Origin of the sequence: Faecalicatena faecalis (genome assembly GCF_012524165.2) — a bacterium.
GTDB classification, from domain to species: Bacteria; Bacillota; Clostridia; order Lachnospirales; family Lachnospiraceae; genus Faecalicatena_A; species Faecalicatena_A faecalis.
Genome location: NZ_JABACJ020000003.1, coordinates 309,877 through 330,798, shown reverse-complemented (window position 1 = coordinate 330,798; position 20,922 = coordinate 309,877). Strand labels below are relative to the sequence as shown.

General features: G+C 44.5%; 18 protein-coding genes, 7 tRNA genes and 1 rRNA gene. 23 read left to right on the top strand and 3 right to left on the bottom strand.

Annotated features, from left to right (window positions below; translation table 11 throughout):
- The 8 genes from HGO97_RS05855 to HGO97_RS05820 all read left to right on the top strand — a co-directional run.
- A 23S ribosomal RNA gene (locus HGO97_RS05855) occupies positions 1 to 108 on the top strand; the annotation flags it as partial.
- A 74-nt stretch (positions 109 to 182) separates the two neighbouring features.
- Positions 183 to 254, top strand: a tRNA-Asn gene (locus HGO97_RS05850).
- Between the two features lie 59 nt (positions 255 to 313).
- Positions 314 to 385: transfer RNA gene (locus tag HGO97_RS05845), tRNA-Glu, on the top strand.
- A gap of 66 nt (positions 386 to 451) precedes the next feature.
- Positions 452 to 524 (top strand) — tRNA-Thr (locus HGO97_RS05840).
- 28 nt (positions 525 to 552) lie between these two features.
- Positions 553 to 626 (top strand) — tRNA-Ile (locus HGO97_RS05835).
- A gap of 12 nt (positions 627 to 638) precedes the next feature.
- Positions 639 to 712 (top strand) — tRNA-Asp (locus tag HGO97_RS05830).
- 56 nt (positions 713 to 768) lie between these two features.
- A tRNA-Val gene (locus tag HGO97_RS05825) sits at positions 769 to 841 on the top strand.
- 99 nt (positions 842 to 940) lie between these two features.
- A tRNA-Leu gene (locus HGO97_RS05820) sits at positions 941 to 1,026 on the top strand.
- A 186-nt stretch (positions 1,027 to 1,212) separates the two neighbouring features.
- Here the strand turns inward: HGO97_RS05820 and HGO97_RS05815 are convergent.
- Together HGO97_RS05815 and HGO97_RS05810 are read right to left on the bottom strand one after the other, a co-directional pair.
- Positions 1,213 to 2,499, bottom strand: coding sequence for a sensor histidine kinase (locus HGO97_RS05815; protein ID WP_216240250.1), 1,287 nt, complete (start codon positions 2,497 to 2,499; stop codon positions 1,213 to 1,215).
- On the bottom strand, positions 2,500 to 3,171 hold the full coding sequence (locus HGO97_RS05810; RefSeq protein WP_216240249.1) for a response regulator transcription factor: 672 nt from the start codon (positions 3,169 to 3,171) through the stop codon (positions 2,500 to 2,502). It abuts the gene before it with no gap.
- A 270-nt stretch (positions 3,172 to 3,441) separates the two neighbouring features.
- On the opposite strand from HGO97_RS05810, the gene HGO97_RS05805 reads away from it, so the two are divergent.
- The 13 genes from HGO97_RS05805 to HGO97_RS05745 all read left to right on the top strand — a co-directional run bounded on the left by HGO97_RS05805 (position 3,442) and on the right by HGO97_RS05745 (position 18,637).
- The gene (locus tag HGO97_RS05805) at positions 3,442 to 5,829 is read left to right on the top strand and encodes an ABC transporter substrate-binding protein (RefSeq protein WP_216240248.1); all 2,388 of its coding nucleotides are present in this window, start codon (positions 3,442 to 3,444) and stop codon (positions 5,827 to 5,829) included.
- The gene (locus tag HGO97_RS05800) at positions 5,819 to 6,691 is read left to right on the top strand and encodes a carbohydrate ABC transporter permease (protein ID WP_246597313.1); all 873 of its coding nucleotides are present in this window, start codon (positions 5,819 to 5,821) and stop codon (positions 6,689 to 6,691) included. Before HGO97_RS05805 ends, HGO97_RS05800 begins: the two co-directional genes overlap by 11 nt.
- Positions 6,688 to 7,530: a carbohydrate ABC transporter permease gene (locus tag HGO97_RS05795; RefSeq protein ID WP_216240247.1), complete on the top strand. Its 843-nt coding sequence runs from the start codon at positions 6,688 to 6,690 to the stop codon at positions 7,528 to 7,530. The genes HGO97_RS05800 and HGO97_RS05795 overlap by 4 nt, the downstream gene beginning before the upstream one ends.
- A gap of 12 nt (positions 7,531 to 7,542) precedes the next feature.
- Positions 7,543 to 9,159: a hypothetical protein gene (locus tag HGO97_RS05790; RefSeq protein ID WP_216240246.1), complete on the top strand. Its 1,617-nt coding sequence runs from the start codon at positions 7,543 to 7,545 to the stop codon at positions 9,157 to 9,159.
- Complete coding sequence (locus HGO97_RS05785; protein WP_216240245.1) at positions 9,156 to 10,502, top strand: ABC transporter permease; 1,347 nt, start codon at positions 9,156 to 9,158, stop codon at positions 10,500 to 10,502. Before HGO97_RS05790 ends, HGO97_RS05785 begins: the two co-directional genes overlap by 4 nt.
- A 35-nt stretch (positions 10,503 to 10,537) precedes the next feature.
- Positions 10,538 to 10,711 carry a hypothetical protein gene (locus HGO97_RS05780; protein WP_216240243.1) on the top strand — a complete coding sequence of 58 codons (174 nt, stop codon included), beginning with the start codon at positions 10,538 to 10,540 and terminating at the stop codon, positions 10,709 to 10,711.
- A 189-nt stretch (positions 10,712 to 10,900) separates the two neighbouring features.
- The gene (locus HGO97_RS05775) at positions 10,901 to 12,772 is read left to right on the top strand and encodes a sensor domain-containing diguanylate cyclase (RefSeq protein ID WP_216240242.1); all 1,872 of its coding nucleotides are present in this window, start codon (positions 10,901 to 10,903) and stop codon (positions 12,770 to 12,772) included.
- Between the two features lie 268 nt (positions 12,773 to 13,040).
- Entirely contained in the window at positions 13,041 to 13,694 is a 654-nt protein-coding gene (locus HGO97_RS05770) for a GntR family transcriptional regulator (RefSeq protein WP_216240241.1), read from the top strand.
- Positions 13,695 to 13,710: 16 nt separating this feature from the next.
- Positions 13,711 to 14,685: a C-terminal binding protein gene (locus tag HGO97_RS05765; RefSeq protein WP_216240240.1), complete on the top strand. Its 975-nt coding sequence runs from the start codon at positions 13,711 to 13,713 to the stop codon at positions 14,683 to 14,685.
- Positions 14,686 to 14,734: 49 nt separating this feature from the next.
- Positions 14,735 to 15,121 carry a RidA family protein gene (locus HGO97_RS05760; protein WP_216240239.1) on the top strand — a complete coding sequence of 129 codons (387 nt, stop codon included), beginning with the start codon at positions 14,735 to 14,737 and terminating at the stop codon, positions 15,119 to 15,121.
- Positions 15,122 to 15,153: 32 nt separating this feature from the next.
- Entirely contained in the window at positions 15,154 to 16,074 is a 921-nt protein-coding gene (locus HGO97_RS05755; RefSeq protein ID WP_216240238.1) for an AEC family transporter, read from the top strand.
- A 40-nt stretch (positions 16,075 to 16,114) separates the two neighbouring features.
- Entirely contained in the window at positions 16,115 to 17,695 is a 1,581-nt protein-coding gene (locus HGO97_RS05750) for an amidohydrolase (protein WP_216240236.1), read from the top strand.
- 102 nt (positions 17,696 to 17,797) lie between these two features.
- Entirely contained in the window at positions 17,798 to 18,637 is an 840-nt protein-coding gene (locus tag HGO97_RS05745) for an MBL fold metallo-hydrolase (protein WP_216240234.1), read from the top strand.
- Here HGO97_RS05745 and HGO97_RS05740 read toward each other — a convergent pair.
- Entirely contained in the window at positions 18,632 to 19,528 is an 897-nt protein-coding gene (locus tag HGO97_RS05740; protein ID WP_216240232.1) for an RluA family pseudouridine synthase, read from the bottom strand. The two genes, HGO97_RS05745 and HGO97_RS05740, sit on opposite strands and share 6 nt — an antisense overlap.
- Positions 19,529 to 19,938: 410 nt before the next feature.
- On the opposite strand from HGO97_RS05740, the gene HGO97_RS05735 reads away from it, so the two are divergent.
- Both HGO97_RS05735 and HGO97_RS05730 read left to right on the top strand, forming a co-directional pair.
- On the top strand, positions 19,939 to 20,391 hold the full coding sequence (locus HGO97_RS05735; protein WP_330641513.1) for a hypothetical protein: 453 nt from the start codon (positions 19,939 to 19,941) through the stop codon (positions 20,389 to 20,391).
- Positions 20,392 to 20,397: 6 nt separating this feature from the next.
- Positions 20,398 to 20,757 carry a YccF domain-containing protein gene (locus tag HGO97_RS05730; protein WP_216240230.1) on the top strand — a complete coding sequence of 120 codons (360 nt, stop codon included), beginning with the start codon at positions 20,398 to 20,400 and terminating at the stop codon, positions 20,755 to 20,757.
- The last annotated feature ends 165 nt before the right edge of the window (positions 20,758 to 20,922 follow it).

Genomic DNA, 20,922 nt, shown 5'->3' with positions numbered 1-20,922 from the left:
ACGTCAAGTTAGTAAGACCCCTTGAAGACGACGAGGTAGATAGGGCAGAGGTGGAAGTGCAGTAATGCATGGAGCTGACTGTTACTAATAGGTCGAGGGCATAACCAAGCAAGGTGATAGGAAATGGATGTTTAAAAGATTCTTTGTATGTAGTTTTGAAGGTACACAATTATAGGTAATATTCCTCGATAGCTCAGTGGTAGAGCATTCGGCTGTTAACCGAAGGGTCGTTGGTTCGAGCCCAACTCGGGGAGCTTGTAGACCGTGAGCACTACTTACGGTCTATAAAATTGTTAAGACTGTTACAATATAAGGCTCCGTGGTCAAGCGGTTAAGACATCGCCCTTTCACGGCGGTAACACGGGTTCGATTCCCGTCGGAGTCATTTAGTTTTGGACATTTGGTGATGAGTAATGATAAATAGTTAGTTACTCAATGGAAAACTAAGTATGCCGATGTGGCTCAATTGGCAGAGCAGCTGATTTGTAATCAGCAGGTTATCGGTTCGAGTCCGATCATCGGCTTTGTTCCTTTAAGGGACATAATACACGTGGACCTTTAGCTCAGTTGGTTAGAGCAATCGGCTCATAACCGATCGGTCCTGGGTTCGAGTCCCCGAAGGTCCACTAATTAAATAAGGCCCAGTGGCTCAGTTGGTTAGAGCGCCGCCCTGTCACGGCGGAGGTCGAGAGTTCGAGTCTCTTCTGGGTCGTTGACATCGGAGCAAAAAAGGTGTATAATCTTTTCCGATGGATAATTAAATATTGTGGGATCTTAGCTCAGCTGGGAGAGCATCTGCCTTACAAGCAGAGGGTCATAGGTTCGAGCCCTATAGGTCCCATTTTGCAGTAAATATGCTGCAAAATTTAATTTAATTAACTGCAAAATGTGACACGATGCCTGGCATCGATGCACACAGCTTAAAAGCTGGCGCAGTAATGCCGCAGTGGCGGAACTGGCAGACGCCCGGGACTTAAAATCCCGTGGGTAGTGATACCCGTACCGGTTCGATTCCGGTCTGCGGCATTAGTGAGAGGTGCTTCAAACCCTTATAAACAGAGGGTTTGAGGCATTTTTTATTTGTTAAAAAAAGTTGTACAGCCAGTTAATCATGCGGGTTAGGCCAATACTCGAGCCATTTCAGAGGTATCTCTTTTGGCGACTGCAACGTTTGGAAGGATCGTACTACGCAGAAGTAGGGTAGCGCTGGGGTTATTGTGGCTGGCAGGGCAGTCTCAGACAGAAAACGGGACCTCCAAGGGGGGAATCCTCCACCCAGATTTTTCCTTTGTGCAGGTGCATAATCTCTCGTGCAATACTAAGTCCGAGGCCAAAATGCTGTTTATCCTTTCGTGAGGTGTCCGCACGGAAAAAACGGTCGAAAATCTGTTCCTTTTGCTCATCGGGAATAGACGGTCCGGTATTCGCAATCCAGATTTTCAGAGTACGGTTTTCCTGCATGATACCGAGTGTGATCCGGCCGCCCCGGGTCGTGTAGCTGATTGCATTGTCCAGCAGAATGCACAGGACCTGCTCCATACGCAGTCTGTCGCAGACGGTGCAGGGGAGGGAATCCTCCGGCAGTTCTATGGTAGAATCAATTCCTTTTTCGTGGATTATCGGAAGATAGGCTTCATACAGATCGAGCAGCATCGTATCCATCGGAACCTGTACAGGATGCATAGGCCAAACCTGATTATCTGCAGCGGTCAGAGAAAGCATATCATCGATCAGACGGGACATGCGCCTGCCTTCGGATGCAATCACCTCATACAGGGAGTCTTTTTCCCCTGCATCTGCGGCCTTCAGAGTCTCTGCGCTGGATAAAATAACGGCAAGCGGAGAGCGGAGCTCGTGGGATGCAGCCGCGGTAAACTGTATTTGTTTTTTCCGGCTCTCCTCCACAGGCTTTAGTATACGGGCGGAAAAAATCCTTGCAAATAGAAACAGCAGTAAACAGGCAATGACAATGATAGCCAGCATACTGAAACGAAGCAGCCAGATCTGCTGATTCAACTGGCTGCACTGGTAAGCAATGACTATACATACGGTTCCGTATTTCCTTGTGAGTGGAGCAAGTGTGATCAGATAAGAGACATCGTCAAGCTCCAGCGAAAAATTTAGCGTGGTGATGATTGCCCCAGGTTTTGGCGGGGTCTGTATGTCAAAATTGTATTTCTCAAGGGCAGTTTCACAGGCGGTCTCCATCAGAGCCTCCTCTTTTGGACTATGATGTCTGGAATAAACGGTTCCTCTGTCATAGACAGAAATCGTATAAAAATTATTATCTGCAATTCTGTTGATCGTGTCATAATCCAGAATATTCTGTCCGTCAAGATAAGCAAGTACTGAGGATACTGTTTTTTCATAGGAGGCTGTATCGTTTTTACCAAGTAAGGACTCAAATACTCTCAGACCGGTAAGCGCCATGAGGATTAAGATGCCCCCCGTGACTGCCGTACAGAAAAGAGTCATTTTAAGATGAAGTTTTCGAAACATTTACACCTCCAGGCAATATCCGATGCCCCGTACTGTTCGAATGGACATAGTACTGTGCACCGATCTCAGCCGTCTCCTTAAAAAATGGATATAATTGTCCAGGTTGCCGTCTTCAATCTCCGTATCAATTCCCCAGACTTTGGTCAGAATTAGATTCCTAGCAAGAACCGTGCCCGGATGCCTTAAAAAGACTTCCAGCAGGTCTCCTTCCTTTCTGGAAAGACTGCATGACTCACCGTTGCAGCTTAAAATCTTAGAATTGAGATCGAGAGAGAGATCATGATACCGGAGAAGCTGCCCGTCCGTCAGATTTCGCGGTCTTCGCTGGATACTTCGGATTCTGGCCATCAGCTCCTCAAAGGCAATCGGCTTGACCAGATAGTCATCTGCCCCGGCATCCAGCCCCTGAACCCGCTGGGAGATATCACCTAAGGCGGTGACAAGAATGACGGGCGTTTGAATCCCATCCTCCCGGATGGCTGATAATACTTCGGTGCCGGAAAGCCCCGGAAGCATACGGTCGAGCAGAATCAGATCGTATATGTCTTTTCCCGCAGCCTCGAGTCCGTCCTCACCGTTTAGGCATATATCGGCATTGATCCCTTTCTTTTTGAGTTGATAGGCAAGATTCTGACAGAGCTGTCCGTCATCATCAATAATCAGTATACGCATTGTAATGATACCTCCTGAATTTCTAGCACATTGAAGAATAGAAACTTCGTTGCCGGTGCAGATGCTTTCATACCGACCTTACGCCCAGTATACCATCTTATCGTTTCCAAAGACAGCGGACAGGTCAAATTAGATATTAATTAGAGATTGGATAGAGGATGCATAGAGAAAACCCATGTTATACTGAACGGGTAAACAAATCACTGTATACAAAATGGGATACAGGAAATAAAAGAACGGATGCGCAGCCGGCGGGAAGGGGAAGAAAATATGAATAAATGGAAACGGATACTGGCAGCAGCTATGACAGGAATGATATGTCTGTCTTTTACAGCATGTGGAAAAGACGGCGGGGAAAATAAAGATTTGAACGGAACGAAGGAGGCCTCTGCCGAAGACGGGGAAGGCAGTGGTTCCAGGGGCAGACTTGTCGAACATATTCAGGATGGTCCCAAGGGTGAACTGCTGGATATACAGGTCGTAAAGGATGGGAATCTGAGGGCATTTACCAGCACAGGAATCTATGATTCCCCGGATCGGGGGGACTCCTGGAAACCTTGGGATGCACAGCCGAAAGAGCTGTCAGACGGCTTTGAAACTTCGCTTCGTGAAGACGGTGATACAGGTTTGAGAATCTCGGCTGCCGCAATCGGAAGCGACGGGAGTCTGTTCTATGCTGCCTTACGGGACGAGGCCGAATATAAAGTCATTCGCCCGGACGGATCAGAACAGATTCTGAATCTGGAACTGCCTGCGGCAGAACCGGACCAGAGAGGGATGACGGCTTTATCGTCATTTGGTTCCAGAATCTATGCAGCAGCATTTGCAGAAAACGGAGATTTGTTTTGTACAGACAATCTTAATATTTACCAGATAGATGCCGATTCTCTCACCGTAAAGCATACATACGAAGTTGAGTTGACAGATTATGAAGGGATGACCGGTGGTTTTGAATTCTGTACTTCAGGTGACAAGCTGTATGTGATCGTTCAGGAGTATCAGCCTCAGGGCAGCTCTGCCACGGAAGAATCCGGTGCTTCAGATATTAAGTTTGACATTGAAGTCAGGACGTATCAGACGGATACCTTTGAGAATACAGAGGACGAGGATGTGTTGAGTGATTTTCTCTCAGGCAGTGAGGGAGGCGCGGGGGATTTTGCCAATCTGACTCTGCCCGGAGCTTCCGATCATGCGCTGTACTTTGTAAATAAAAATGGAATATACCGGTACGACACACAGGGAACCATCGTGGAAAAAATCTTCAACGGTTCCTTCGGACAGATGAGCAATCCCGCAGTCATGTTATCAATCGGTGCTGCTCAGGATAAAGATCACCTTTATCTGAGTGACACAGATGGAAGAATCATCCGGTATGAGTATGATCCGGATGCAGCCTCTTCACCAGAAAAATCTCTGGCTGTCTATACACTGTATGACAACCGGGCAGTCCGTCAGGCCATTTCCGCTTTTCAGACGCAGAATCCGGATGTACTCGTAAAGCTTGAGGTGGGAATCACGGGAGAAAATGCAGTGACCAGAGCAGATGCCTTAAAGACACTTAATACAAGTATCATGGCAGGGGATGGCCCGGATATTTTGCTTATGGATGGTATGCCTATAGAAAGCTACATGGAAAAGGGACTTCTGGCAGATATGTCCGATGTCATAGAGAAAGTGGATCAATCGGACGGATTATTTAAAAATATCCTCGGTTGCTATCAAAAGAAAGGGGAGTATCTTGCGGTCCCTACCCGTTTTGCAGTACCTGTTCTGATGGCAGAAAATGATTTTTTAAGTCAGACGGAAACGCTTGGGGATCTGGCGGACGCACTTACGGAGTATGGACAGGAATATCCCGATAAGAGCACTTTCATGGAAAATATCGCTGCATCTAATCTGCTTCTAATCCTGATGCCGGCATCATCCCCGGCCTGGATTAATCAGGATGGAACACTCAATCAGAAAGCGCTTAAACAGTTCTTCACGGACGCAAAGAGGATACAGGACATTCGTCAGCCTTATGAGTCTTTTGAATATACTGCTTCGGATGCAGAATTTTTTAATCAGGCGCCCTTTATGACCAGCGCGGAATATTTAACTACAGAAAGTGGTTTTACAGATTCCGAAATGTATCTGGCAAATATCAGGAGGGGCATGGACCTATGTGCACTTATTTCAAAGATCAATACAGTATCAGACGGCAGCTACAAGCTAGCACCGGGGCAGGCAGAGGGGACTTATATCCCGATGAGCACCATTGGCATAAGTGCGAAGAGCACAAAAACAGAGCTGGCAGAGGAATTCTGTACCTTTTTGCTTCAGGATGCACAGGATTTTACGCTGGAGGATTCATGGCCGGTAAATATTGCTGCTTTTGATAAGAAACTGTTAAAACCGGAGGATATACAGGAAGGAATGCGTACGATAGAAAGTGATATAGGAGAGGGCACTTTTGAGATGGAATATACCTGGCCCTCAAAGGAACAGGCCGATGCCTTTAAAAAGCTGGCAGGTGAGTTGAAAACGCCGGCAGTTACAGATGAATTTATAACAAGGACTGTCTTTGAGGAAGGAACAAAATGCATGAACGGGGAGAGCAGTGTTTCGGATACGGTGGATAAAATTACACAGAAGGTGAATCTGTATCTTGCTGAGTAAGTATACTGGAAAACGGAGAAAACAGGCCATTACCGGTTTGTTGTTCATCCTGCCCAGTCTGGCAGGGGTAATGGTCTTTGTCTTCTTCCCGTTTCTGGATGTATTGTGCCAGTCTTTCCAGGGACCGGTTCTAAGGGAATGGAGGGGCATCGAAAATTACCGTATCCTTTTTGAGACGTCTGCATTCCGGCTGGCAGCCATGAATACGCTTCGGTTCACTGCTGTATGCATCCCTGTTCTGGTCGTATTATCGCTGCTGCTTGCAATCGTTCTTCAGAATATCGGTACATCTGGCCGTATTTTTAAATCTGCCTTCCTTGTACCTATGGCAGTTCCGGTAGCGTCGGTTGTCCTGTTCTGGCGTGTGATGTTTCACGAAAAGGGGCTCCTTAATGCCCTGCTGGCAAAGCTGGGAGGGATTTCAAAGGACTGGATGAATACAGGGACGGCATTCTGGATTCTGGTAGGCAGCTATATTTGGAAGAATCTCGGATATGATATTGTACTGTGGATGGCAGGGCTCATGGGGATTCCTTCCGCTATCTATGAGGCAGCCAGGGTGGATGGGGCAGGCCATTTTCAATGTTTTCTGCATATCACACTGCCGAACTTAAAACCGATGTTCTATACTATTACTGTTCTCTCTTTTTTAAACTCCTTCAAGGTGTTCAGGGAGGGGTATCTGGTGGCGGGAGATTATCCGCATGAGAGTATGTATCTGTTGCAGCATTTGTTTAACAACTGGTTCGGGAAGCTGGAATTTGACAAGATTGCCTCTGCCGCAGTGCTGGTGGTTCTAGTGATCACATGTCTGATCCTGCTTCTTAAGAGAATCTGGGAGCAGGAGGGGAAGCATAGATGAAAAAGAAAATAATCAGCATATGTCTGCTGCTTATGATAAGCGCGCTCGTCTGTTATCCCGTGTTGTTTTTGCTGACGGGCTCTGTCATGGGGGATCAGGAGCTCAGTCAGGAGCTGGGAACCGCGTTATCCGAAGGGAAAGGTTATGTTTCCTGGAGACTTTTACCGATGACACCAACTCTTCGTCATTATGTGGAGCTGCTTCTGGATTCACCCGAATTTTTCCACATGTTCTGGAATTCAGTGAAAATTACAGGGGGAGTGCTTATAGGGCAGCTTTTGGTGGGAATACCGGCGGCTTGGGGATTTGCTAAATATCGTTTTCCATTAAAAAAAGTCCTGTTTTTTCTCTATCTTATTTTAATGATGATGCCGTTTCAGGTGACTATGCTCCCGAGTTATCTGACGTTGAACAGGATGGAGCTGATTGATACACAGTGGTCCGTAATTCTGCCTGCCGTGTTTTCCACCTTTCCAGTCTTTATCCTGTATCGTTTCTTTTGCAGTGTGCCGGAAGCTCTGCTGGAGGCTGCGAGAATAGACGGGGCAGGGGAAAAGGAGGTTTTTCTGTATATAGCCCTGCCAATGGGGTCATCTGGCATCATTGCGGTCTTTGTGTTGGGATTTCTGGAATACTGGAATTTGATTGAGCAGCCACTGGTCTTCTTAAAAAGTAAGAATTTGTGGCCGCTTTCACTTTATCTTCCCAATATTGATGCCGGGAGTGCGGGAATAGCCTTTGCCGCTTCGATGGTCACATTGCTGCCGGCCTTTCTGGTGTTTTTGTGGGGAAGAGATTATTTGGAACAAGGCATCGTTGCATCAGCCGTAAAGGAATAGGAGGTCATAAAAATGCAGTGGATGAGGCTGGTAACATATAAGACAGAGAAAAAAATACCCGGAGGGAACCACAAAGCCGGGAAAGCTCTGGCCGCTTTTCTGGCGGCGATGATATTTTGTACTATTTTATCGAGAGCGGCATCGAATATGATTACCCCGACGGTGAAAGTGGCAAGTCCCCGGAAGGGGACTATATCGCACAAAATTTTTGCTGCAGGAACGACGGTGGAGAATCAGAACCAGGCCGTTTTTACGGTATCGGATATCCGCATAAAGCTGGTGCCGGTCAAAAAGGGGGAATCTGTTCAGAAAGGAGACACGCTGTTCGTACTTGATCTGGAGGACCTTCGGGATAAGATAGAGGAGAAAGAACGGGAGGTGCAGAAAGCGGAACTTCAGATGAAGGATATGGATTCGCAGGAATCTCTGCAGCAGGAGAAAAAGACGCAGGCACAGCAGCGGGCGCAGGAGGACTATGACAGAACCGTGCGCAGTACGGATGCGCAGGTGGAAGAAGCATACCAGGCAAAACTGGACGCAGAAGAAAGACTGCGTGAGTTTATGGAACAGTCAACTGGCGAGACATCCGAAGACATGGATACGATTCAAAAGGTCTTACAGCAGACCTGTGATGATAAAAGCAGACTTCTGGAAGAGGCTCAGGCAAGACTTGACGAGGTACAGGGGAATCCGGATGCCACCGATGCAGAGAAGCAGTCTCTTGAACAGGAAGCAGCTCAGGCAAAGGCTGATAAAGAGGCTGCAGATGCGGCGCTGGAGCAGTTCACCGCAAAGCAGGAGTCTGCACAGAGCGAGAGTAATAAAGAGCAGATTCAGAGTCTTCAGGATGCCAGCAAACAAGCCGATCAGGCATATCAGGAAGCACTGCGTAATCAGGAGGAAAGCTTGGCTGCAGCGGATCGGAACAGAGAGGATGCAGGGACACCTTCTGCATCGGACAGCAGCCGGAAAATTATGGAGCTTGATAAGAAGACACTGGAAAAAAAGCTGGATAAAATGAAGGCTCTTTTGAAACAGAAAGGGGTTCTCACAGCCCCTGTCAGCGGTGTCATACAAAAGTTGAATGTAGAACCAGGGAGTTTTACCACAGAGGCACTGGCTGTTTCCATAGCGGATAGCTCTGCTGGCAGCAGGTTCGTTGCCCAGATACCAAAGGAACAGAAAATGTATGCCGCCGCAGGAGATGAGGTCACCTTAAAGACCGTGGACAAAAGGGAGCTGACCGGTCTGACTGTGGATACGATAACGGAAAACCGGGAGAACAGTGAATTATATGATATTTCTGTTCTGCTTAAAAAGGGAGAGCTTGGAATCGGAGAGTCCGCAATACTGAACCTGGAGAAAGAATCGTCTGCCTACGGATGCACAATTCCGACGGAAGCACTGCGTACAGATGAGAACGGATGGTTCGTGCTCGTGGTTCGGGAAAAGGAGACAGTCCTGGGAACAGAGTTGTCGGCGGAACCTGTCTATGTGCAGATACAAGAAAAAAATGAGCAGACTGCTGCACTGGAGGATGGGATTCTTGGGGGCGGTGACCGTGTGATTATAAGTTCTGACAAGCCCATAGAAACGGGAGACAGGATACGGCAGGGGGAGGAATCATGAAACGGGTCAGAGTATTGCTGCCGGTCAGTCTGTCAGTCCTCTGCCTGGTATGCATCGTACAGTCAATGATATATGGCATGAAGCCGGAGCATGAAAAAGAGGTCTGTATTGTCAGGCTGGATCAACCTTATAAAGGAGGCGATGCCGGGGGCTTACAGGAAGCAGATTCAGATTATGACAGCAGTTATACACTGTGGGGAGAGCAGAAGGAATGCTTCGCTGTCAGTCCAAAGCTGGGACGGAAAAGTAGAGGGACTGTGCTGACGATCAGCGGGAAATCAGGTCTGGTTATGGACAGCAGCCGGGAACTGGGTGCACAGCAGAAGGAGCAGTGTTTGATCGATGATAAAATGGCATGGAATCTGTACGGCAGCATGGATGCAGCCGGACAGATCCTTACAGTCAATGGGAAGGAATATCAGGTTGCCGGCAGACTGTATCACGCGGAAAATACGGTACTCATTCAGCAGGGGAATGAAGAGGCGCATACTTTGCAGTCGGGCAGTAATGGGGGAGAGAGCAGCAACACCACAGGGATTGGGCTTATACCAGGGGAAGGCAGGAATAAGTCAGAAGAAAATAATGCAGCAGGAGGAAATGAGAATATAATTGAGGGGACGACAAATGCGGCAAATGGTTCAGAATGTTCAGACCGCAAATTGAATTATGCATCTGTAATGGTTCAGATAAATGAAAGCCGGGAGGATGCTGTGAAAAGATTTGAGAAAACGACCGGCCTGGGCGCAACGGAGATTTCGAATCATCTGTATCAGTTCTGGGGAGAGACGGCGTCCCGTGTGATGCAGATACTTTTGCTGATTCCATTGTTTTATGAATGGGGAAAACTTCTACTGAAAAGCAGGCGATACCCGGTTTTATTCGTGCTTCTTCTGGCTGGAGGAATATTTATTCTTTCTGCTTTTTTCTGGATTATGAACGTTCACCCGCACATTCCCGGGGAATATCTCCCATCCAGATGGTCCGATTTTGAATTCTGGCCATCGCTGTGGAAACGGAAATGTAAGGCAGCCAGAGAACTGATGCTCATGGAGAAGACGCTGCCACTGGTTCACGATTACGAAAACTGTATCCGTTCTGTCTGTTACAGCGTGGCAGCTCTGCTTCTGGCACACGTTACCTTCTTAAAACATAAGATTGATTCAGAAAAAAAGCTCTTTTTGGGAGTACTGATCTCTCTTACTATTACTTTTGTAATCATAGTGAGTAATAGTGACACAGGTAGTTATGCGGTGGATATAAGAATGGTATGGCTGTTCATTCCTGCCTGGCTTACCGCAGAGTATTTGCTTACACTGCTTCAGAAACGGCAGGCAGAAAAATAGAGTTCCTCACGGCCCGTATTCATGACGCTGATTAGGTGAATGGGTTTTCTACGGGCGGGGATGATTATATTGTCGAACGATTCTCTCTGGTGGAGCAGATTTCAAATATCCGCTTTGCCCCTGTAAACGGTGCGATTATTTTGGTGATGAATACAACCAATTTTGTGCTCTATCTTGTTAATAAAATTCTTTTGATTTATACTAACTAAAATATGATTTATAAGGCTGTAAAAGTACTGCTTTAAATTTACAGTATTTATAAAATATAAAGGGAACGTTGATGACAACGTTTCCTTTTGTTGATATAGTGTGTCCAGCGAAGCAGGACCACGCTTGCCGGCGAGAAAGTAACCAGCAGATACAATGAGAATTTCCGGAGGGGGATATGAAATTTGGAAATGAATCAGAAGAAACATGTATTGATGTTAGGAGTTCGTATAGTTCTTGTTTTTCTTGCGGCCTTTAGTATTTTAGTATTTACAGTTTATGTTGTGTTTTCAAAGAATTTTCAATCTATGTTGACAGATTATACAATGCAGCTGATAGGGTCTATGGTCGACCAGGGTGTGATATCGGTAGAAAATGAACTTAACAGCAGCAAGGAGGCACTGGAAGATTTTGCAGGATCTTTTGAAGTACCATCAGATATAGAGCAGATTGAATTTCCTAAAAATTTTAATGCATCCAATATGCTGAGGTTAGTCTATGTATCTGAGAGCGGTACGGTTTCCTCTGATGGCCGAGAGCTTGACGTGCGTGAACGCCAGGATATCAGGAAGGCTTATACAGGGGAAAGCTGTTTATATGGTCCATATTTTAATGAGGAAAAGGAATATGTGATGTGTTATTCTGCACCTGTATATAAGAATGGCAGAGTAGCAGGTGTTTTGAGTATGGAAAAAGACGGGTACTATTTTTCTAACTTGATTAAGAATCTCACTTATGCTAATACTGGAGAGTCTTATATTATTAATGCAGAGGGGACAGATATCGCAGTCAGTAATCAAGATCATATTTCCTGGGTGAATGACTGCTACAATGCCAGACTGGTTCTACGGGAGGGAGAAGAGGCTGAGGTGCGTTCCGTAATGGAACTAGAGGAAAAAGGACTAAGTGGGGAATCGGGTGTTGGAACGTATTATTGGGATGATGGCCTTTGTTACCTCGCTTATGCTCCCATACCATCCGTACACTGGGTATTGCTGGCAGGTATTCGGGAGGAAGAATTGATTTCGATGATGAAGTCTACTTTTATTACCTCGCTTGCAGAAGGTCCGATTCTTCAGATGTGTTTAATTGTATTCTTTATTATGATGTCACTCATCTCTTACTGGATTATTTCCAGTGCAAAGAAAAATGCTGCGATTCATCAAAAATTAAATATAATTGCAAATTACGATACTCTTACAGGAACAAAGAACAGAAACAGTTATCATACGGCTATTGATACATTCGATGGTCAGAGCTATCATTCCTTTGGGTGTATTTATACAGATGTTAATGGTCTGCATGAGATTAATAATAGATTGGGACATCAGGCAGGAGATCTTATGTTGGAGACAGTTGCGGATAAACTTGTTGAGGCTTTTCAGAAAGGGGAAGTCTACCGTATTGGCGGGGATGAATTTGTAGTATTGTGTCAGGACATGGAGAAGCAAGATGTATATGATTATATAAATCAGGTACGACAGGACTTAATGCTGAAAGGGTATGAAATTTCTATCGGGGTGGAATGGAGAGATAAAGAGATTGATATTAAATCAATGGTAACTCTGGCCGAAAAAGCGATGCAGCGGGATAAAGAGCACTTTTATAAAGAAAATGGAAAAGAACGGCAGATGCGTACCTTAAATCAAGCAATAGAACAGATGGTTCTTGAGAAACAGGATGCGGATACATTTCTGTCTGTGTTATCGCCGGAATTTAAAGGCGTTTATTTCGTGGATTTGGCAAGTGATACGATCAGACATTTATTTATCCCTTCCTATTTTGAAGAAATGCTCAAAGAATCAGGAGATAAATTCAGTAAAGCGATGGTACTGTATGCAGAACGAATCGTAAAACCAGAATTTCGTAAAGATTTTATAGAATTTTGTGATTACCAGAATTTAGAAATACAGTTGAATAGCAGCTCCTCTACGGAATATTCATATCAGAGAATGGATGGGAGCTGGTTGACGCTTCGTATTCTAAAGTTTAAAAATTATAAACCTCAGACTCAGGAGACTTTATGGATTTTTGAAGTGAATGATAATGAGAATACCATGTGAACTCTTTAAATGAGAATATTTTTGTCAAGAACCAGAAGTACTAATTATTTAAGTACTCCTGGTTTTTTGTATATACAGGTATGTGTGATAAAAAATCTTATTTATAAATATAATAATGTTTCACATTCTGCAATAATATTGTAAACAGAACGGCTAAGGAATTGTTAAAAAACATGAATTATATTGACAAATACATAAATTGAATATACAATATTGTATACAAATACATATACAATTATGAAAAACTAGAGGAAAGGAGGTATACTCCATGGGTATGAGGCAGATTGGAAGTAAAAAGTCACTTTCAGAACAGGCGTATGAAGTTTTGAAGGAAGCAATCATTACTGGAGAACTAAGGCCGGGACAAATTCTAATAGAAGAGCAGTTGGCAAGTCAGCTTGTGATCAGCAGGACCCCAGTCAGAAGTGCAGTACGCAGACTGGAGGCAGACAACCTTGTGGAAATCACACCTTCCAAGAATATTGTGGTTGCAAGCATTTCAGAAAAGGAGATACAGGATGCATCTCAGGCCAGACAGCTTGTCGAAGTGGAGGCAGTTGGGATGCTTGCTGAGACGATTACAGAAGAGCAGTGCGGGGAATTAGAGGCGATCATCCAGAAACAAAAGGATGCCATGACAAGGAAAGAGTATCTGGAATTTATGGAATATGAATATCAGTTCCATGTTAAGATCGGTGAATTCTGCGGCAATATCTGGTATGGGAAGATGTTGGAGAGTATCAGCCTTCTCCAGCGCAGAGTATTGATTCTTACCTGGCATCTGGAAAAAGACTGGGATTATGTAATTGATGAACATACACAGATTCTGGACGCTCTTAGGAGCCATGATAAAGAGAAAAGCCGAAAGGCGATGCAGTTTCATATTATTAATACACCGATGGAGTTGAAAAATCAAAAATAAAGAAAGGGGCAGTAAAATGGGAACAAAGAAGAAAATAGTAATGGTCAACACAGAAGGTGTTGGAAAATCTGTAGAGGAGGAGTATTTAGCAAGAAACGGCTATACAGATTATGATCTGATTCGAATTGACAGTGAGGACGACGAAGATTTTTTCAGAGAGGCAGAAGATGCGGATGGTGTAATCATTGTCTATGCAAATATGAATGAAGAGGCATTTTCCAGATTGAAGAACTGTAAAGTCCTGACAACACAGTGCATCGGAGTGAACAATATTGATCTGGCTGCAGCAACGCGGCATGGTGTCTATGTGGGAAATGTCCCAGATTATTGTATCGAAGAGGTGGCAGTACATACGGTTGCCATGTTCCTGAATTGTGTGCGTAAGATTGGAATCTATGACAGAAGCATCCGGGCAGGTCAGTGGGATGTTGCAGTAGGAAAGGAGCTCCACCGTACAAAGGGAAAAACCTATGGATTGATTTCTTATGGAAATATCCCGCGCAGGATCGCAGAACTTCTTAAGCCATTCGGAATCAAAGTTATCGCCTATGATCCATATACAAAGGACAGTGCTTTTGAGAATGGCAATGTAGTCCGCGTGGATACATTGGAAGAATTATTAGCAGAAAGTGATTATATTTCTGTACATACACCATTGTTAGACAGCACCAGACATATGATTGGTAAGGAACAGTTTGCAGCGATGAAGGATGGCGTCATGATTATCGCAACAGGACGCGGCGGCGTTGTGGATGAGGAAGCGTTAAAGGAGGCCATTTTGAGCGGAAAAGTGGCCGCAGCAGGGATTGATGTGATTGAAGATGAAAAGGAATGCAGCAGCGTTTTAAAAGGGCTGGAGCAGGTAATCATGACGCCCCATGCAGCATATTATTCCGAGGAAGCTCTTGTGGAAGTAAGGGAAAAGGCAATTTCTCAGATCATGGAGGTTCTGGAGGAGAACAAGAAGCCTACATATTTAGTGAACCGGTAACAGCACAGTAATAAGCAGACCGAAATCGAAATGGAAAGAAGGAAGTAAGATGAAGAAAAAAGCAATTGACAGCCCATATTTTGCACACAGTGATGCACCTTATTCACATGGAATTTTGATGAATGGAATGGTGTTTACAACCCAGATCGGAGAGACACAGGATGGCAGCCTCATCAGTGAGGACGTTTATGAACAGACAAAACAGACAATCGAGAATGCAGAGAGAATCATCAAGGAAGCCGGCGGCACCCTGGAAGATGTCTGCAAGGTGACAATTTATATGCTGGATATGAAAAATGATTTTGATAAGATGAACCGTGCTTACAGAGAACTGATGCCGAATCATCCATTCCCAGCAAGAGCCTGTGTGCAGGTAGGTGGAATGATCGATGGTGTTAAGGTGGAGATGGAATTTACAGCATTTGTCAGTCAATAGCCAAATCATAAATTCAGAAGGGAGAAACGGATATGACAAGTGCAGTTTGGACCTTACTAGCGCAGATTTTATTAATGATCGCATTTGGAATATTTATTACAAAGAAAAAGATTCTGACCGAGGGGATGAAAAATCATTTATCCACCTTCCTGCTTAAAGCGGTCCTTCCAATCAGTATTTTATCTTCGGCGGGATCAGAATTTTCAATGGAACGTATCGGCGGATTCGGGATGACAGCATTGATTGCTGTTATATACTATATTGTTATGCTAGTCGTAATGAAGATACTTTCCAAGCGGTTGAAATTGCCGGAAAAAGGAGAACCCATCTTTGTTACCATGTGTACGTTTGCGAATGTTGGCTTTATCGGACTGCCGCTCGCTGCACAGCTCTTCGGTGAACTGGGAATGCTGTGTGCGATTGCATTCAATATTCTTTATAACCTGATGTTGTTCTCTTTTGGTGTGATGATGCTTAGTGGAGAGAAGACATTCAGCCCGAAGGTCATTTTTGGTAATTCAGCGATTCAAATGTCAGTTGTGGCTATGATCCTGTATGTACTGCCGTTCAGATTCCCGGCGTTCATCCAGACGACGTTATCCTCTGTAGGAAGTATGATGGTACCGCTGTCCATGATTATCATTGGATATGAGATCGCAGTGATGGATCTGAAGGATATCGTGAAAGATAAGTACTCTTATCTGATCTCACTGATTCGACTTTTAATTGTTCCGATTATTGCATGCGTGATCTTAAGCTTCCTGCCGATCAATCATACGGTAGCAAGTGTCAGTGTTCTTTTGATGGCTCTGCCAGCTGGAAGCTTTAATGTTATTTTAAGTCAGCAGTATGACTGTAATCCGTCCTTTGCGGCTAGGTCAGTAACACAGAATATGCTGTTCATGGTCGTTACATTGCCGATTATTTTGTACCTGATGGGAGTTTTATTGTAGTTGAAACATAGAGTAACGTTTGAAAAAAGGAGGTTTTATCATGGTAGCAGATAAGATTTTTTACAACGGAAAGTTCTATACGATGGCAAAAGAGGGAGAGACTGTAGAGGCAATCGCGGTATATAATGGGAAGATTGCAGCCGCAGGAACGAATGAAGAGGTCAAAGCAATCGGTGCTAAGGAGTTCATTGACATGAAGGGGCAGCCTATCTTACCAGGTATGGCAGATACGCATATGCATCTTTATTCAGACTGCTTGGAACAGGAAAAAGTGACAGCGGCTGACATTCATTCCTTCGACGAACTTGTAGAGAGATGTAAACAGCATCTGGATGATGTAAAAGAGGGCGACTGGCTATTGATAGAGAATCTTCATATGGATTTTCTGAAAGAAGGAAGTTTTCCGACAGTAAACGTCTTGGATCAGGCATCTACAGAGATTCCGATTTGTGTTGGAAGTTTCTGCCACCATGTACATATGCTGAATTCAAAAGCTTTGGAGCTATGTAATTTGGGACCAGATGTGGTGGAGCATACCCCGGATACTATTGACAGATTTGAGGATGGTTCTTTGACGGGTGTGATCAGTGACCAATCTTATAGTGAATATGTAGAGCCTTATCTTCCAAAGCTTACGATGGAGGAAAATATCGAAAAGGTCGATAAGTATCTGCAGTACTGTTCTTCTGTAGGACTGACGCAGCTCCATGCGTATCAGGAGGATAACCCGGATGGAATCAGGATGTATCAGGAGATGAGGAAGAAAAAAGGACTGAAATGCAGGGTTGCATTCCATTTTGTTCTGGATGAGAACACACCGCGTAATATTGTGACCGGTTTCGGAGATGATATGCTGAAATTAGGTTCCGCAAAATTCCTGCAGGATGGTTCCGTTGGTGCAGCGTCCTGTCTGATGAATGAGCCATTTGCGGATCAGCCGGATAATTATGGAAAAGGCTGTTATACGCAGGAGGAATTGAATAAGCTTGTTAAGGATGCTTATGATGCTGGACATGAGGTCGCTGTTCATGCAATCGGGGATAAGGCAAATGATATGCTGCTGACAGCAATCGAAAATGCTTATCGTCCAGAGCTCGGATGGAGCAGGCGATTCTATATGATTCATGCGACTGTGATCAGTGAGAGCTTTATCGAGCGAGCAAAGAAGCTTCCGGTTATCATCAGTATCCAGCCGATTTTTATCCGCAATTATGTGAGCATGGCGAGAAAGAGGCTGGGCGATGAAAGACTGCATTACTGTTTTGCACTAAAGGACATGATGGACGCAGGATTGATTCTGACAGGCGGTTCGGATGCTCCGGTATGTGAAGTGAACCCATTCCATGGAATTCAATGTGCATTGACCAGAATGGATCTGACAGGAAACCCAGAGATTATTTCAAAAGAACAGGCGATCTCCGTATATGATGCTGTCTCTCTTTATACCAGGAATGCAGCTTACTTCCTGGAGGAAGAAAATCTGAAAGGAACTCTTGAGGTCGGAAAGGTAGCAGACTTTGTAGTCACGGATAAGGATATTTTTGAGACAAAGGCAGAAGAAATTGCTTCCATTAAAGTCTTGGAAACAGTTCTGGGAGGAGATACTGTCTATCAGGCATAAGTGCCATAAGAAGACAGCCAATGCCTGGGATATGACGATGATTACGTAAAATAAGACATCAGCAGGACTTGCGGCAGATACGATCAAAGGAGAATGTGATACATGAAGGTAACGGTACTGATTGAAAACACGTCTGAGTCAGAGTTGAAATGCGAACATGGACTGAGCCTGTTTATTGAATATGCTTCAAAACAGTATTTGTTAGATGCGGGCACAACAGGTGCATTTTTAGAAAATGCAGCCGCGTTAGGTGTCCCTGTGCTAGCAGCAGATGCATGCATTCTATCTCATGGACACTATGATCATTCAGGTGGGTTTGCAGAATATCTGGAACAGAACCAGACCGTAAAAATATATGCCATGAAGGGCATTGACGGCGAATATTATTCCGGGTCAGGGGGAGAGATACACAGGATCGGCGTTCCGGAAAATGTATTGTCTAGAAATTGGGAACGGTTTGAGTTCATTGACCAGTTATTCAGATTGGATCAGGATGTTTATCTGGTGCCCCATAGTACAGAGGGGCTTGAAAAAATCGGTGAGCGTTCCAAATTATATCGAAAATATAAAACGGAGTATCTGCCAGATGATTTTTCGCATGAACTGAGCCTAGTATTTGATACAGAAAAAGGGCTGGTTATCTTTAACAGTTGTTCTCATGCCGGGATTATGAATATTATGGAGGAAGTGATGTCCGTTCTGCCAGGAAGAAAGATTTATGCATTTTTAGGTGGACTTCATATGAAAGGAAAAAAGGACGGAAAAGAAGTCTGTACGTTTTCTGATTCAGAGGTAGAAGCGATGGCAGACGGCTTAAAGGAAGCCGGGGTGCAGTATCTTTATACCGGACACTGCACCGGGCAGCCTGGATATGCGCTGCTGAAACAATATGCCGGGGACATGGTACAGCCGCTTACTACTGGAAAAAAGATTGAACTATAAAAGAGGACTTAGAATCTTCTGCATATCATCTGGTAGCGGTGCAGTAAAATCCATGGTTTCTCCAGTAATGGGATGGCGGAAGGTCAGGCGGTGAGAGTGAAGGGCCTGCCTCTGAATATACTCCATATCGGGATTATAAAGGTAATCGCCGACAAGTGGGAAACCAAGATATTTCATATGGATTCGAATCTGATGGGTACGGCCGGTCTCTAATATTAGAGAGACCAGGCTGTGCCCATTTTTTTCCTCGATTATTCTGTAATGGGTGACCGCTGCCTCCCCATGCTCAAAGTCTACCGTTCGTTCAATGATAGATCCAGGTTTGCGGGAAAGCGGAGCATCAATCGTACCGGATGGAGGATTCACATGGCCGCGAACAATAGCAAGATATTCCCGCCGGATCTCCTTGCGGACAGCCATACCAGAGAGGATATTAGAACTGAGCATGTGTTTTGCAATCACCGTCAGTCCAGAGGTATCCCGGTCGAGACGGTTGGTACAGCGGAAGATAAATGCCTTTCCCTGGCTTTGAAAATACCAGGCCAGTCCGTTCGCAAGGGAATTCGTGTAGTTGTTCATAGAAGGATGGATCGGCATTCCTGCAGCTTTATTGATTACAATTATATCTTCATCTTCATAAACAATGTCCAATGGAAGTTGTACAGGAGGAATATGTTCAGACGATTCCATTTCCTGGATATGAACCGTAAGTACATCACCAGTATTCAACTTCTGCTTTAAATAGAACCATTCTCCATTGACAAGAATACTTTCGTGCATTTTTTTGAGGTCCGTAAAATTCTGTTTGGAATAACCATGTCTTTTTAAATATTGTTCTATGCGCAGGCCACTGTCCGGTTCTGCAATATTGTATGTTAAAATTCTTTCCATGTGAGTACTCCCAATTTTATTCAATGAATATAGTATAGCGATATCCCTAACATCTGTCAAAGATTCGCTTTTACTAAGTTCGCTTTTACAAAGGAGTACGAAGTGGATTACTAATGTACAATCAGTATACATTTGAAAACTTTGTCTATAAGTTATCAATCTTTTGAAAACCTCTTGACATTCCATGAGAAAGGTGATATATTTCAAGACAAGCAAGTAAAAGGGAGTAGCCGAACACCGAAAGGTGGGTTTGAAACCGTCACCCGATACCGAGAGGTATCCGTATCAAATGAGATGTGCAAGACTTTTATTGCGGCAGATATGTCGTGAATAAAAGTCTTTTTTTATTCCAATCATATAGGGATATGAATGATCTGCTGCATGAAAAAGGCACCAGAAAGGAGATTCTAATGATGAGAGAAAAGGAAAATGTTGTGGAGATGAATGAGGCAATTATTGCTGGAAAGAAGTCGCTAAATGCGATGAAGAGCGCAAGAGATGCCCTCAACAGTGCAGGAAACTGGGGGATCGCAGACCTGCTTGGAGGAGGCTTTATCGTAGACATGGTGAAGCATTCCAAATTGGAGGAAGCGGCTGAAAAGATGGAGGAGGCAAGATGTCAGCTCGAACTTTTTAGATGTGAATTAAAAGATGTGGATCTGCCATATAATTTTACAATACAGATCGATGACTTCCTTACATTTGCTGATTTCTTCTTTGACGGACTGATAGCAGACTGGCTCGTACAGTCTAAGATCAAAGAGGCCAAGGAAGAAGTGGAGTATGCGATTGAACGTGTGGAAGCTATGGTTGCCAATCTCCAGACGTGGGAGAAGCAATTACTGCTTGGAAAGGAGGAGTAAGACGTTATGGGATGTCTGGGAAATGTTTTATGGTTTATATTTGGTGGATGTATCAGTGGGTTGAGCTGGGCATTTGCCGGGCTTCTGTGGTGTATCTCGATTGTGGGGATACCGGTAGGAATGCAGTGCTTTAAGTTTGCTGCACTTAGTTTTTTCCCATTTGGGAAAGAAGTACATTATGGAGGCGGGGCAGGCTCCATGCTGCTGAACATTATTTGGATGATCGTATCAGGGATTCCGCTGGCATTGGAATCTTTGGTGATCGGGGCGCTGCTTTGTGTGACGATCGTAGGTATCCCGTTCGGGATGCAGCAGTTTAAACTGGCAAAGCTGGCCTTGATGCCATTCGGGTCAGAAGTGTATTAGCCGAAAGAAAATGATTGTATAGTGAGAAGACCGGAGAGATGTCCGGTCTTCTTTTGCATTTTCCTGGTATCCAATGTTGCCTGTGGCATTAAAGTACTGAAGAACCGAGAGTAAAGAAAAGAGAGGGGACGTTTGAGGGCATAGGGCATATGATAAATATGAGAG